The sequence below is a fragment of the Trinickia dinghuensis genome (assembly GCF_003367175.1).
Taxonomy (GTDB): Bacteria; Pseudomonadota; Gammaproteobacteria; order Burkholderiales; family Burkholderiaceae; genus Trinickia; species Trinickia dinghuensis.
The window spans coordinates 31218-44604 of sequence record NZ_QRGA01000005.1 but is presented as its reverse complement, the minus strand read 5'-3'; the positions used below and the strand labels follow the sequence as shown (position 1 = coordinate 44604).

Sequence of the window (13387 nt, the reverse complement as noted above, 5' to 3'; positions counted from 1 at the left end):
TGGGTGGCAAGCGCCGCCTCGTTCGCGGCGCCAACGAGCACGACACAGAGACACAGAACAACGCGCGGGGCCCACCGGCATTCGAGCGAAGGAGACCAGCATCATGCGCATGACCTTGCGCCGGCCCCGTGCCGCGCGATCGATCGTCGGCGACATCGCCGAACATGCGGGCAAACTCGGCATCGAGATTTGCGACGTCGCGGGCCACGTCGAGGAAGTCGCGAGCCGCGTGGCGCAGCATGCGAACGTGTGCCGCTCGCTGCGCGAGTCCGCCTCGGTCACGATGCAGGGCAACCACCGGATCGCCGAGGCGGCTCGCCAGGTGCGGGTCGTCAGCCGGGAAGCGTCGAGCTCGGTCGAGCAATCGCGCCAAACGCTCGATGCGTCGCTGGCCGATATCCACGGGCTCGTCGAAGGCGTGACGAGCATCGCCACTCAGATCGAAGCGCTGCGCGAGGCGCTCGACCACGTGAGCACCGTCTCCGAGGAAATTTCGCTGATCGCGCGCCAAACGCATCTGCTCGCGATCAACGCGGCCATCGAAGCCGCCCGCGCGGGGGAATCGGGCAAGAGCTTCGCCGTCGTCGCGGCCGAGGTCAAGAACCTCTCGAGCAAGACCGCCCAAGCCACCGCTCAGATCGAAGCGACGCTCGCGCGCCTGACTCAGCAGACCGAGCAGCTGATCGCCGACGGCGCCGAAAACACAGCGCGCGCGCATCGCGTGAGGGAAGGCTCCGCGACGATCGGCGGTATCGTCGAATCGACCGGCAGCGCTATCACGCAGTTGCACGAGGAAGCCGAGCAGATCGCGACCCTGACGGGCGACATCGAGACCCAGTGCCATCGGCTCGAAAGCGAAGTGGGCGACATGGCGAGCGGCGTCGAGCACTCGAGCGCGAACTTCCTGCAAGCCAAGGATCGCCTCGCAAGCCTGCTGTCCGTCTCGGAGACGCTGATCGAGTTGACGGCCGCAACCGGCGTCGAGACACCCGATTCCCGTTTCGTCGAAGCAGCGCAGCGCACGGCCGCGCTGATCGGCAAACGCTTCGAGCAAGCGCTCGCGCGTGGAGAAATCACCGAGGCCGCGCTCTTCGACGCCCACTACGCGCCCATCCCAGGCAGCGATCCGCAGCAATTCATGACGCAATTCACGGCGCTCACCGATCGCGTGCTGCCCGATCTCCAGGAGCCGCTGCTCGCGCTGGACGAGCGCGTCGCGTTTTGCGCCGCCGTGGACGTGCGCGGCTATCTGCCGACCCACAACCGCAAGTTCTCGCAGCCGCAGCGGGCGGGCGACGCGGTCTGGAACGCGGCCAACTGCCGGAACCGGCGCATCTTCAACGATCGCACCGGGCTCGCCGCCGCGACGCACACCAAGCCGTTTCTGCTGCAGACCTACCGGCGCGACATGGGCGGCGGCAACCACGCGATGATGAAGGACGCGTCCGCCCCGATCTACGTGAACGGCCGCCATTGGGGCGGCCTAAGGCTCGCCTACAAGACCTGACGCACGCGCCGCGCGCGAAATTTCCCCCGTGACGATCGGCCGTTCGCTATCATGGCCGCGACGGCATGCGCCTTGCGCACCCGATGCGACTCGCATGCATCCCATCCAGCACGGAGGAACAACAATATGAGCATCGTCAAGGAATTCAGAGAATTCGCCGTCAAGGGCAACGTAATGGATCTGGCCGTCGGCGTCATCATCGGCGGCGCGTTCTCGACGATCGTCAATTCGGTCGTCAAGGATCTGATCATGCCGATCGTCGGCCGGGTGACGGGCGGGCTCGACTTCTCCAACATGTTCATTCGGCTCGGGGATATTCCCGCCACGTTCAAGGGCAACCCGGGCTCGTACAAGGATTTGCAAACCGCCGGCGTGGCCGTGTTCGGCTACGGCTCGTTCATTACGGCGGTCATCAACTTCATCATCCTCGCGCTGATCGTGTTCATGCTCGTCAGGTTCATGAACTCGCTGCGCAAGCCCGAGGCCGCCCCCGCGCCGGCCGAGCCGCCGCCTACGCCCGAAGACGTCCTGCTGCTGCGTGAGATCCGGGATTCGCTCAAGCGCTGAACGACCGATACACATGCCGCGCCCTCGCACCCCGCACGGCCTCGGCTGCCGCGCTAGGATGCGCTTGCACCGCCCTGCTGCGTTTTCGCCTCGGCGGTGCGCTGGATCAGCACCTCGAGCTGCGTGAAGTTGACCGGCTTGGTCAGGTGCGCCGTAAACCCGGCGGCCAAGCAGCGCCGCACGTCCTCGTCCGAACCGTATCCCGTCAACGCAATCGCCGGCACCTGAGAGTGCTGGCGTACCGAGCTGACGAAGTCGAGCCCCGTGCCGTCGGGCAAGCCGACATCGCTGACGATCAGATCGAACGTGCGCGCATGGGTGGCCGCCAGCGCTTCGGCCACCGACGTCGCGACCGCCACGTCGTGCCCCAGCGATCGCATCAAGTGCGCCATCACGTCGGCCGTGTCCATGTGATCCTCGACGAGCAGGATGGCGATTCGCTCGTCGGCCTCCGCCTTCGCCGAGGCGGTCTGCACGGGTTCTTGCGCGGGCATGGCCGTCGTCGGCAGCGCGATCGTGAAGGTCGCGCCGCAATGCGGCCCTGGGCTGCGCGCACCGACGGTGCCGCCGTGCGCATCGGTCAGCGCCTTCGTGATCGCAAGCCCCAAGCCCAGCCCGCCGAACTGCTGCGTCATCCGCTGGCTGCCCTGCTCGAATGCGTTGAACAGCTTGCCGATCTGCTCGGGCGCGATGCCGATGCCCGTATCTTCGATCTCGACCTCGATGCGCATGCGGGCATCGCGCGTGCGCACGTAGATGTGCCCACCGTCGGGCGTGAACTTCGCGGCGTTGCGCACGAGGTTCCACAGCATCTGTTGCAGCCGGGCCGGATCGGCGAGCACGTAATGGTTTTCCGCGCGCTTTTCGACATGGACGTCGAGCGCCTTGACTTGTATCTCGGCGCGAAACAACTCGAGCACGCTGTCCACGACGTCGTGCACGTCGACCGTTTCGAGCGCGAGGCGCAACTTGCCGTTGGCCACGCGCGTCAAGTCTAGGAGGTCATCGATGAGCCGCGCCTCGAGTTCGATGTTGCGGCGGATCATCTTCACGCTCGACTGCGCGGACGCCGGCAGCTCGGGCATCGTCTCTAGCACGCGCGTGCCCGCCAGCACCGGCGTGAGCGGCGTACGCAGCTCGTGCGAGAGCATGGCCAGGAAACGGTCCTTCGCGCGGTTGGCCTCCTCGGCCGTCTGCCGCGCGCACTGTTCGGCGGCGAGCAGCCGCTCACGCTCCTCCGTCGCCTCGCGCTGCGACTGGATATCGGTGCAGCTCGCGAACCACTTGCCGACGCGGCCGTTCGGATCGCGCACGTCCGCAATGCGCATGTCGAACCAGCGATACGAGCCGTCCGCCGCGCGCAGCCGCAGCTCGTAACGGTAATCGGCACCGGCCCCGCCGCTCACGGCATCGAGCAACGAGCGCCGCAACGCGCCGCGATCGTCCGGATGGACGGCATCGAACCAGGCGAGCCCGCGCGACGCCGCTTCGTCCAGCCCCGTATAGGCATACCACTGCTTGGAAAAGAAATCGCACTCGCCCTGCGCGTTGCTCGTGAACACGAGATGCGGCAACGCCTCCGACAAACTGCGGTAATGCGCCTCGCGATCGCGCAGCAGCAGCGCCTCGGCGGACGCACGCTGGAGACGGACCTGGGTCAGCACGCGCTCGACGGCCTCGGGCAAGTAATCGAGATAGCCGCCGGACTTCGGAACGACGTCCGACATACCGGCCCGCAGCGCCTCGATCACGCGCGATTCGTCGGTAAAACCGGTGACGAGAATCGCGGGCAATGCGATGCCTTCGGCGCGCAAGCGTCGGAAGAAATCGAGCCCCGTCTCGGCACTGTCGAGCTGATAGTCGAGCACGAGCATGTCGGGCGCATCGGCCGCGAGCCTGGCATGCGCCGCGCCGGCGCTCGGATAGGCGAAGACGCGGCAGCCCGCGCGCTCGAGGGACTTTCGCGCAAGCCGCAAAATACCCTCGTCGTCGTCGACGACTAGCACACGGGCACTTTCCTGGCGAAAAACATCGGTCATACAGGTTGATAGGTTCGTTCGGCGCGATGCCTCATGTTCATGTGTCAACTAAAGTCGACCAAGGTCACCAAGGTCAACTCAAGTCAGCTGATCCGCAGCGGCTGTTCGGGCAGCGTCACGTAGAAAGTCGAGCCGACGCCTTCCGTCGAATCGACCCACGCGCGCCCGCCATGACGCTCGGTCACGCGGCGCACGAGCGCGAGCCCGATGCCGTCGCCCTTGGCGCGGTCGCCGTGCAGCCGTTGGAACGCACTGAACATCTTCGGCATGCAGGCATCCGGAATGCCGAGCCCATTGTCGCGCACGTAGTAAGTTCGCATTCTAGGCGCACGTTCGCCGTTCTCCCGCGGCGCCTGTTCGAGCGTGCCGATCTCGATCCGGCCTACGCGCGACGTATCGATGTAGTTGACGGCATTTCCAATCAGGTTCGCGAAGATCTGCTCGATCGCGGTCGGATCGCCCCAGACGGGCGGCAGCTCGCCGACGGACACCGCCACGCCGCGCTCGACGATCGCCTGATGCAGCGATTCGACGACGCGCGCCACGGCCCGCGCGACGCTCACGCGCTGCCACTGGTATTCGAGCCGGCCCGCACGTGAAATACGCAGCAATGCATCGATGATCGAAGCCGAGCGCGACACGGCGGTGCGCAAAAAATGCAAGGCCTCGCTCAAGTTGCCGTCGAGCACGCGCGTAATGCGCGTGCGCTCGTTTTCGGGCAAGCGTGCCGCGTCCAGCATCGTGCGCAGCTCGTCGCACGACACTTGCAGCTCGCGCGAGAACCCTTGCAGGTTCACGAGCGGCGAGCGCAAATCGTGCGACACGCTGTAGATGAACATGTCGTTGTCCTGCTTTTGCTGACGCAAATTGTCGTTGACCTGCGTGAGCTCTTGCGCGCGCGACTCGAGCGTCGCCTGCAGCGCGCCCTGGTCGTGCTCGGATTCGGTCAGCAAAACGCTCGTGCGATGCAGCGCCGCATCGAGCGCGGCCAGCTCATCGTTGCCGGCGAGCGGCGAGCCGAGCGCCTGCGCGCGGCCGAGCCGCTGCGCATTGGCCGTCAGCGTCCGCAAGCGCCGCCCGATATTGCCCGCGAATGCGAGTGCCGCGATGGCCCAGATCAGCATCGAACCGGCGATCGCGGCGATCAGCGCATAGCGCTGCTGCTCGCGCGTCGCGGCCAACTGCGCGCTGCGCTCGGTATCGAGCCGCGATTCGTCTGCGACGAATGCGCCCAGCTCGTCGCGAAACGCCTGGATCTGCGGCGGCAGCGGCGCGCTGTCGAACGAGGTCAGCGGCGAATGCTTGCCGTCGTGCAATGCGCTATAGAGCTGGTCCGTTTCCGCCCGGTAGGCGTTCACCGCTTCGCGCATGCGACGCACGCGCTCCACTTGAAGGGGATCGTCGGCGACGAGCTTTTCGAGACGCGAAAGCCGGTCGCCGAGGTCGACCCAAACGACCTGTCTGTCCAAGAAGGAGGCATCGCCGAGAATCAGCCCCGAGCGCACGCGCGCGGCTTCGCGCAGAAGCGGATCGACGATGACCGACGCCTGATAGAGCACCTGTTTGCTGTGCGACGCCCATTGCGCCGCCTGCGTCGCCTGCTCCTGCGTCTTCGACAGCATGCCGACCAGCGCAAGCTCGACCAAGCTCGGCACGGCAATCAGCAGCAGCCCCTTAGTGAATAGTTTCATGCGTCCTTGGCGGCCCCTCGAAGTCGCATACCGCTGTGGCGCGGCACGGCACTTGCATTGCACGTCATGCAAGAGTGAAACCGGACCATTATCCGTGCTGTTTCAAGATATTTCAACGGACGATATATAGAGGCGCGTGTGCGCACAGAAGTTGGCATTTTTTATGAGTTAGGCCAGCACGCCGGCGAAACTCGGGCCTATTATTGCCATAGATGTCGAGCGCGGTGCGGCGCACGTCATGCACCGCTTCGACATGACTGCATATGGGCGTCGGGGATGCGGGCGAACGAATCATCGGCCGTGAATCCCACGATTTCGTATGCTATAAAAGATCGGACGTGCGGCGCGCGAGAGCCGGGAGTGGTCGCATGAGGACGCTGTGTTTCTTGCAACTCTTTTTCAGGCGAATGTTTATGTCCTTCCCGAGAAAGCGCAGGCGCGCGAGTGCGGACAGCAAAGAATCGTTCTTCGCCGTGCTGCGCCAGTTCAAACCGTTTGTCCAGCTCGATACGAAAATCGCCCGAGCCCGCTCGCAGGACGAGCCCGTGCTCTACGAACACGTCTTGCCGGGCCTCGATGTGCTGCTGTGCACGGTGCGCGGCGCGCAACCGCCCTATCCCGACGTCGACGAGTTGCGCCGGCGTTGCATCGAATCGATCGCCAACGCGCTCGAGCAGCCGCTTGAAGGCCTCGAGAACGGCGGCTATTGGTACGAGACGAACGGGTTCGGCTTCCTCGTCTTCGCCAGCCAGGCACGCGCGAAAATCCTGCCCGAGTTCGGTGCGGGCGCCGCGGCGCACGGCCCGCGCCGTCAGAACGCCGGCGACGCGACACCGCGCTCGTTCCGCTGACGAAGCCATCGCGCACCGGCGGCCGGGCCCGCCCGAGGCCTGAGTGTGCCTCGATGCGCCTTAGTGCTTGCGCTGCGCGGCGCGCGCCTGCGGCCGCACAATGTCGATAAATGCCGCCAGATCGGCCTCGCCGAGTCCCATCGCCGCGCCCAAACGCAGTACCTGCTGCACCGCGCCCACCACGGGCATCGCGGCGCCCGTCGATTGCGCCGCCGCGGCCACCGTGTCGATATCCTTTTGAAAGGTTTTCAGGGAACCGATGGGGGCGAGGCCCGCCTCGGTCATGCGCGGCACGAACGTGCGCAGCAGGACCGAATCGGCCCAACCGCCCGCCAGCGCCTCGGGCAGCCGCGAGGCATCGATGCCGGCCGCCTGCGCGAGCCCGACTGCTTCGGCAATGCCGGCCACCGTCGCGCAGACGATCGCCTGATTGCACAGCTTCGTCATCTGGCCCGCGCCCGCCTCGCCCATGTGCGTGAGGCGAGCGGCGTAAGCACCGATGACGGGCTCGACCGCCGCGACGTCGGCCGCGGCACCGCCGGCCATGACCGCGAGCGTGCCGGCCTCGGCCCCGGGTACGCCGCCCGAAACCGGCGCATCGATCCAGCCGATGCCGTGGCGTGCGACGCGCTCGGCAAACTCACGCGTGGACGCGGGCGCGATGCTCGAATGATCGACGATCCAGCGCACGCGGCCGGCGCCGGCGTCGGCCGTGTCCTCGCCGAGCAAGCCGCCGAGCCCGAACACGACCTCCTCGACGGCATGCGTGTCCGATAGGCATAGAAAAACGCCCTGCGCGTGCGCGACGAGCTCGCGCGGCGTATCTGCGACGCGCGCGCCGTCGGCCGCGAGCGCCTGCGCCTTCTCGCGGGTGCGGTTCCAGACCCAGACCGTATGCCCCGCACGCAGCAGGTGCCGAATCATCGGCGCCCCCATGAGGCCCGGTCCGCAAAATCCAATGTCCATCGTTCCTTCTCTCCTTCGATGAAAACGGGGCATGCCCCCAAACGGGCAGGCAAGGTAGGCGCGACATCGCACGCAGCGATCGGCATGCGCGAACGTCGTTGCCTATACTGGTCTACTCATTCTCGGCGAGAAACGGAGACGACTCATGAACGACCACGTCTACAAGTACATCGAACTGACCGGCTCGTCGACGAAATCGACCGACGACGCCATCCGATGCGCGATCGACCGCGCGTCGAAAACGATGCGCAATTTGCACTGGTTCGAGGTCACCGAGACGCGCGGGCACATCGAAAACGGCACTGTCGCGCATTGGCAGGTGACGCTCAAGGTGGGCATCCGCCTGGAATAATGCCGACGGGCGGCGGGCAGCTTTGCGCTGCGCCGTCCGCCCCTAAGCACACCCGCCCGTGCCGGGCCCGCCAGCTAGTGCGGCAGCGTGCCGTCCACGCCTTCGACGTACCAATTGAGGCGCTGCAGTTCGGAATCGGCGAGAGTCTTGCCGGCCGGCACCTTGATCGCGCCCGATTGATCCTTGATCGGGCCCGTGAAGACGTCGCGCTTGCCGCTGGCGATGTCGTCATGCGCCTTCTTCTCGTCCGCGCGAGCGTCGGCGGGCACCGCCGTGTTCAAGTCTTCGAGATCCACCGCTTGCTGAGGCAGCCCCCACCAGATCGGATCGTTCTTCCACTTGCCGTCGAGCACTTGCTGGATCACGGCCTGGTAGTAGACGCCCCAGTGCGCGACGACCGAGCCCAGGGCCGCATCGGGCCCGAACTTCTTCATGTCGGAGTCCCAGCCGAACGCGTGCACGTGTTTTTCTTCGGCCGTCGCGAGCGTGGCGCTCGAGTCGGTGTTCTGCAGCAGCACGTCGGCGCCCTGGCTGATCAGCGTCTCGGCGGCCTGCTTCTCCTTGCCCGGGTCGAACCAGCTGTTGATCCAGATGACCTTCGTGTGCACCTTCGGATTGACCGAACGCGCACCGAGCGTGTACGCATTGATGTTGCGCACCACTTCGGGGATCGGCACCGACGCGACGAAACCGAGCGTGTTCGTCTTCGTCATGTGGCCCGCGACGACGCCGGCGAGATACGCACCCTGGTACATGCGTACGTCGTACGTGCCGAAATTCTTCGCCTTCTTGTAGCCCGTCGCGTGCAGGAACACGGTATCCGGGAAATCTTTCGCGACCTTCAGTTCGAAGTCCTGATAGCCGAAGCTCGTCCCGAAGATGATCTTGTTGCCCTTGCTTGCCAAATCGCGGAACACGCGCTCGGAATCGGCCGACTCGGGCACGTCCTCGACACGCGTGATCTTGATCTTGTTGCCGAACTTGGCCTCGACCTGCTTCGAGCCTTGATCGTGGGCAAAGGTCCAGCCGGCGTCGCCGGGGTTGCCCAGGTACACGAACGCGACACCGGGCACGTCGGCCGCCTGCGCCGCGGGCGCGAGCGCGGCACCCAGCGCGAGCGCCGCGCAGGCGGCGAGCGAGGTCAACGTTTTTCTTCTCATCTGACTTCTCCAGTGGTGTGGGTGAAACGGTCGGGCAAGCGCACGGCCTGCCGTCGAGCCGGGTTGGGCGCGTAGGACTGCGCAGGGCCGCGTACGATCAGCTCGTCGCGTAAAACGCCTTGCCGAGCGATCCCGGCGCATTGAGCTTGATCGTGTTCGGATTGCGCGAAATGACGGCCAGCACGACGATCGTCGCGAGGTACGGCAGCATCGCGAGGAATTGCGTCGGCACGGGCACGCCCACGGCCTGGGCATAGAACTGCAGCCCCGTGACCGCGCCGAACAGCAGCGCGCCGATGAGCAGCCGGGCGGGCCGCCAGGTGGCGAACACGACGAGCGCGAGCGCGATCCAGCCGCGCCCCGACGTCAACTGCTCTTGCCACAGATGCAGATAGACGATCGAGTAGTAGCCGCCTCCGAGCCCCGCCATCGCACCGCCGAACAGCGTCGCGCCGTAGCGCACGCCGATCACGGGAAAGCCGACCGAATGAGCGACGCTCGGCGATTCGCCGACCGAGCGCAGCACGAGCCCGGCGCGCGTGCGATAGAGAAACCAGGCCACGAGCGCGAACATCGCGAACGCGAGATACCCGAGCGGCGTCAGCGAAAACAGCGCGGGCCCGAGCACGGGCACATGGGCGAGCCCCGGGATCGGCCACGCATCGATCGTGGCGCTGACCGATGCCGACGTGTACGGCTTGCCGACGTACGCGGAGAGCCCGGTGCCGAAGATCGCCAGCGATAGCCCGGTCGCCACTTGATTGGCGAGCATCGTGAGCGTGAGAAACGCGAACAGCAGCGCCATCGCGGCGCCCGCTCCGATCGCCGCCGCCACGCCGAGCCAAGGGTGGCCCGTCACGGCGGTGACCGCATAGCCCGTCACGGCGCCCATCAGCATCATCCCTTCCACGCCGAGATTGAGCACGCCCGATTTTTCGGTGACGAGCTCGCCGAGCCCGGCGAACATCAGCGGAATGGCGGCCACGACGGCGCTCGACGCAAGCGAGCCGGCTTGTTGAATATCCATGGTCGTTCGTTCTTTCTCTATCGCGTGTATCGCGTTCTATTTCGATCGGCGGGTGTCGTCCGGCCGGCAGGTCGTCAGGTTGTCGGTCGCCCGACAGCGCGGCGCTCGATCATCCATGTGCGACGCGCGCCACGCGTCGCACCCGGTAATTGACGAATAGATCCGCGCCTAGCAGACAGAACAGCAGCAGCCCTTGGAACACACCCGACAGCGCCTGCGGCAATTGCATCGAGGTCTGAACCGCCTCCCCGCCCAGATAGAGCAGCGCCATCAGCAAGCTCGCGAGCACGATGCCGATGGGATGCAGCCGGCCGACGAAGACGACGATGATCGCCGTGAACCCGTAGCCCGGAGACCACGTCGCCTGCAACTGCCCGATCGGCCCGGCGATCTCGCCCATGCCCGCGAGCCCGGCGAGGGCTCCGCTGACGAGCAGAGACATCCACACCGTGCGCGAATCGGAGAAGCCCGCATAGCGCGCCGCCAGCGGCGCCAGCCCCCCGACGCTCATCCGAAAACCCGCGAAGCTCTTGCGCATAAAGAGCCAGACGGCGGGAATGGCGGCCAGCGTCAGAAAGATCGATGCGTTGAGCCGCGTCCCGCGCAGCCAGTGCCAGTGCCAATCGCCGCCGAAGGTCGGATAGAGCGCGTCGCCCGAGAACATCTCCGAAATCGGAAAGTTCATCCCTTGCGGATCGCGCCAAGGACCGCTCACGAGATAGATCAGGAGCTGCGTGGCCACATACGTCAGCATGAGGCTCGTCAGGATTTCGTTGGTATTGAAGCGCGTCTTCAGAAACGCCGGAATCGAGGCCCACAGCATGCCGCCGACGATGCCCGCGCCCATCATCAAGAACAGGATCCACGCGCCGCTCGCTTGATCGAAGTGGATCGCGACGCCGCTCGCCGCGATGCCGCCCGCGAGCATCTGCCCCTCGGCGCCGATGTTCCAGACGTTCGCGCGATAGCCGACGGCAAGGCCGAGGCCGATCAGACACAGCGGCGAAGCTTTGAGCAGCAGTTCGGACCAGCCGTTGACGTCGGAAAGCGGATCGATGAAGAAGGCCCGCATCGCCTGCACGGGATCGCGCCCGACGAGACCGAAGATCAGAAAGCCGATCGCGAGCGTGAGCAGCGCCGCGATGATGGGGACGGCGAGCCGCATCGCGCGCGATGGCGTCGGGCGTGCTTCGAGTCGGTAAGGAAAATACATGATCTGTTTCTTTTCGAGCGTTCGTTGTTCGAGTGTCAGTACGTGTACTGCGTCGATTTGCGTCGATCTCTACCTGCCCCTATATGCCTCTACCTGCCGCGCCGTCCCGTTCGTTCGAACGTCGTGCCCGGGCAGCGACGCGACGCCGGCGCGGCGGTCAGGCATGCACGGGCTGCTCGGCGGGCGGCGCCGCGCCGTGATCGCCGAACAAGCCCGCCATCCATAAGCCGATTTCCTCGGCGTTCGTCTCGCCTGTCTTGCGCGCCGGCGACAAGCGTCCGCGCGCGAGAACGGCAATCCGGTCGCAGATGTCGAAGAGTTCGTCGAGTTCCTCGGAGATCACGAGCACGGCCACGCCCTTGGCCGACAGATCGAGCAACTGCTGCCGAATGAACGCGGCAGCGCCCACGTCGACGCCCCAGGTCGGCTGCGCCACCACGAGCACCTTGGGCGCTTGCAGCACTTCGCGGCCGACGATGTACTTCTGGAGATTGCCGCCCGAGAGCGACTGCGCGAGCGCATCGGGCCCGCCGCAGCGCACGTCGAACGCTTCGATGCAGCGAGTCGCGAACGCACGCATCGCGCGCGTCCCGATCCAGCCATGGCGAACCATGCCGGGCTGGCGATGCGCGGTGAGCAGCGCGTTGTCGACGAGCGACATCGCCGGTACCGCGCCCCGCCCAAGGCGTTCCTCCGGCACGAACGCAAAGCCGAGGCGACGTCGCGCGCCGGCCGAAAGGCGCCCCGCCCGCTTGCCGCAGATCGTCACGGCGTCGGGCTCGCCGGCACTGCGCTTCTCGCCGGAAAGCGCCGCCAGCAGTTCGGCCTGCCCGTTGCCCGACACCCCGGCAATCCCGAAGATCTCGCCCGCGTGCACGTCGAACGCCACGTTCTCGAGCGACGTGCCGAACGGATCGTCGCTCGCGACCGACAGGCGCTTGACGCTGAGCAAGGCCTCGCCCGGCGCATGCGCGCGGCGCGTGTAATCGGGCAGCGCATGGCCGACCATCAGCTGCGCGAGCGATTCGTTCGTCTCCTCGCGCGGCTTGACGTGCCCCGTGACGCGGCCGCCGCGCATGACGGTGGCCGTATCGCAGAGTTCTCGGATCTCGTCGAGCTTGTGGCTGATGTAGAGCACGCTGCAGCCTTGGGCGGCCAGGCGTTTGAGCGTCTCGAACAGCTTGCGCACGGCCTGCGGCGTCAGCACCGAGGTCGGCTCGTCCATGATCAAGAGCCGCGGGTGCTGCAGCAGGCAGCGCACGATCTCGACGCGCTGGCGCTCGCCCACGGTCAGGCTGTGCACGTGCCGCTGCGGATCGATGTCGAGGCCGTACTCGGCCGAGACGTCGCGAATGCGCTTGGCGAGCGCGGCCAGATCGAACGGTTCGTCGAGCGCCAGCGCGATGTTCTCGCCCACCGTCAGCGTCTCGAACAGCGAGAAATGCTGAAAGACCATCCCGATCCCGAGCTTGCGCGCCTGCGCCGGGCTCGCGATCTCGACCGGATCGCCCTCCCACCGGATCTCGCCGGCATCGGGCCGCACCGAGCCGTAGATGATTTTCATCAGCGTGCTCTTGCCGGCGCCGTTTTCGCCGAGCACGGCGTGGATCTCGCCCGGCGCCACGACGAGATGCACGTCGTCGTTCGCCTTCACCGACGGATATTGCTTGCTGATACCCGTCAGCGCGAGACGCGGCGCGGCCTGCGAGTGCTCGCCCGCCCGGCCGCCCAAGATTGAATGATCGCCCATGAGATCCGCCAAACCCGACTGCTTATTTGCTTCCGCGCAACGTGCTCACCGCCCGCCGCGCTCCCCGTCCATCTGGCCGCTCACGCCGGCCCGGCGCCGCCTAGCGCCGTCCGGCGCGCGGCCGTGGCCTGACAATACCCAAATCGCGGGCGAGCGTCGAGCCGACAATATCGTGCGGATACTCGATTTCGCCGTTGCGCCACACGGGTATTTGCGCGCTTGACGCGCGCTGTTGCTCATATTAAAAGTCTGATATCCCCACCC

At 66.2% G+C, this 13387-nt stretch carries 11 protein-coding genes; 4 read left to right on the top strand and 7 right to left on the bottom strand.

Annotated features, from left to right (window positions below; genetic code table 11):
- The first annotated feature begins 103 nt into the window (after positions 1-103).
- Together DWV00_RS08350 and mscL are read left to right on the top strand one after the other, a co-directional pair.
- The gene (locus DWV00_RS08350; protein WP_115533111.1) at positions 104-1507 is read left to right on the top strand and encodes a methyl-accepting chemotaxis protein; all 1404 of its coding nucleotides are present in this window, start codon (positions 104-106) and stop codon (positions 1505-1507) included.
- A gap of 126 nt (positions 1508-1633) precedes the next feature.
- The gene (gene mscL / locus DWV00_RS08345; protein ID WP_115533110.1) at positions 1634-2074 is read left to right on the top strand and encodes a large conductance mechanosensitive channel protein MscL; all 441 of its coding nucleotides are present in this window, start codon (positions 1634-1636) and stop codon (positions 2072-2074) included.
- Between the two features lie 53 nt (positions 2075-2127).
- Here mscL and DWV00_RS08340 read toward each other — a convergent pair whose 3' ends face one another.
- Together DWV00_RS08340 and DWV00_RS08335 are read right to left on the bottom strand one after the other, a co-directional pair.
- A complete protein-coding gene (locus DWV00_RS08340; RefSeq protein WP_115533109.1) occupies positions 2128-4113 on the bottom strand; it encodes a hybrid sensor histidine kinase/response regulator in 1986 nt (661 codons plus the stop codon).
- A gap of 83 nt (positions 4114-4196) precedes the next feature.
- The gene (locus DWV00_RS08335; RefSeq protein ID WP_115533108.1) at positions 4197-5804 is read right to left on the bottom strand and encodes a sensor histidine kinase; all 1608 of its coding nucleotides are present in this window, start codon (positions 5802-5804) and stop codon (positions 4197-4199) included.
- Between the two features lie 368 nt (positions 5805-6172).
- Here DWV00_RS08335 and DWV00_RS08330 point away from each other — a divergent pair, with 368 nt between their 5' ends.
- Positions 6173-6655, top strand: coding sequence for a hypothetical protein (locus DWV00_RS08330; RefSeq protein ID WP_115533376.1), 483 nt, complete (start codon positions 6173-6175; stop codon positions 6653-6655).
- Positions 6656-6715: 60 nt separating this feature from the next.
- On the opposite strand, the gene DWV00_RS08325 is transcribed toward DWV00_RS08330, so the two are convergent.
- Positions 6716-7621, bottom strand: a complete 906-nt coding sequence (locus DWV00_RS08325; RefSeq protein WP_115533107.1) for an NAD(P)-dependent oxidoreductase — start codon at positions 7619-7621, stop codon at positions 6716-6718.
- 145 nt (positions 7622-7766) lie between these two features.
- Here DWV00_RS08325 and DWV00_RS08320 point away from each other — a divergent pair, with 145 nt between their 5' ends.
- A complete protein-coding gene (locus tag DWV00_RS08320; RefSeq protein ID WP_115533106.1) occupies positions 7767-7973 on the top strand; it encodes a dodecin in 207 nt (68 codons plus the stop codon).
- Positions 7974-8047: 74 nt separating this feature from the next.
- Here the strand turns inward: DWV00_RS08320 and DWV00_RS08315 are convergent, their stop codons facing one another.
- From DWV00_RS08315 to DWV00_RS08300, 4 genes are all read right to left on the bottom strand, one after another.
- Positions 8048-9133: a BMP family ABC transporter substrate-binding protein gene (locus DWV00_RS08315; protein WP_115533105.1), complete on the bottom strand. Its 1086-nt coding sequence runs from the start codon at positions 9131-9133 to the stop codon at positions 8048-8050.
- Between the two features lie 97 nt (positions 9134-9230).
- Positions 9231-10160: an ABC transporter permease gene (locus DWV00_RS08310; RefSeq protein WP_115533104.1), complete on the bottom strand. Its 930-nt coding sequence runs from the start codon at positions 10158-10160 to the stop codon at positions 9231-9233.
- A gap of 109 nt (positions 10161-10269) precedes the next feature.
- Complete coding sequence (locus tag DWV00_RS08305) at positions 10270-11373, bottom strand: ABC transporter permease (RefSeq protein WP_115533103.1); 1104 nt, start codon at positions 11371-11373, stop codon at positions 10270-10272.
- Between the two features lie 157 nt (positions 11374-11530).
- Entirely contained in the window at positions 11531-13123 is a 1593-nt protein-coding gene (locus DWV00_RS08300; protein WP_115533102.1) for an ABC transporter ATP-binding protein, read from the bottom strand.
- Positions 13124-13387: the final 264 nt, after the last annotated feature.

Coding starts and splice junctions, on each gene's coding strand:
- DWV00_RS08350 (WP_115533111.1), top strand. CDS start 104: ATGCGCATGACCTTGCGCCGGCCCCGTGCCGCGCGATCGATCGTCGGC.
- mscL (WP_115533110.1), top strand. CDS start 1,634: ATGAGCATCGTCAAGGAATTCAGAGAATTCGCCGTCAAGGGCAACGTA.
- DWV00_RS08340 (WP_115533109.1), bottom strand. CDS start 4,113: ATGACCGATGTTTTTCGCCAGGAAAGTGCCCGTGTGCTAGTCGTCGAC.
- DWV00_RS08335 (WP_115533108.1), bottom strand. CDS start 5,804: ATGAAACTATTCACTAAGGGGCTGCTGCTGATTGCCGTGCCGAGCTTG.
- DWV00_RS08330 (WP_115533376.1), top strand. CDS start 6,173: ATGAGGACGCTGTGTTTCTTGCAACTCTTTTTCAGGCGAATGTTTATG.
- DWV00_RS08325 (WP_115533107.1), bottom strand. CDS start 7,621: ATGGACATTGGATTTTGCGGACCGGGCCTCATGGGGGCGCCGATGATT.
- DWV00_RS08320 (WP_115533106.1), top strand. CDS start 7,767: ATGAACGACCACGTCTACAAGTACATCGAACTGACCGGCTCGTCGACG.
- DWV00_RS08315 (WP_115533105.1), bottom strand. CDS start 9,133: ATGAGAAGAAAAACGTTGACCTCGCTCGCCGCCTGCGCGGCGCTCGCG.
- DWV00_RS08310 (WP_115533104.1), bottom strand. CDS start 10,160: ATGGATATTCAACAAGCCGGCTCGCTTGCGTCGAGCGCCGTCGTGGCC.
- DWV00_RS08305 (WP_115533103.1), bottom strand. CDS start 11,373: ATGTATTTTCCTTACCGACTCGAAGCACGCCCGACGCCATCGCGCGCG.
- DWV00_RS08300 (WP_115533102.1), bottom strand. CDS start 13,123: ATGGGCGATCATTCAATCTTGGGCGGCCGGGCGGGCGAGCACTCGCAG.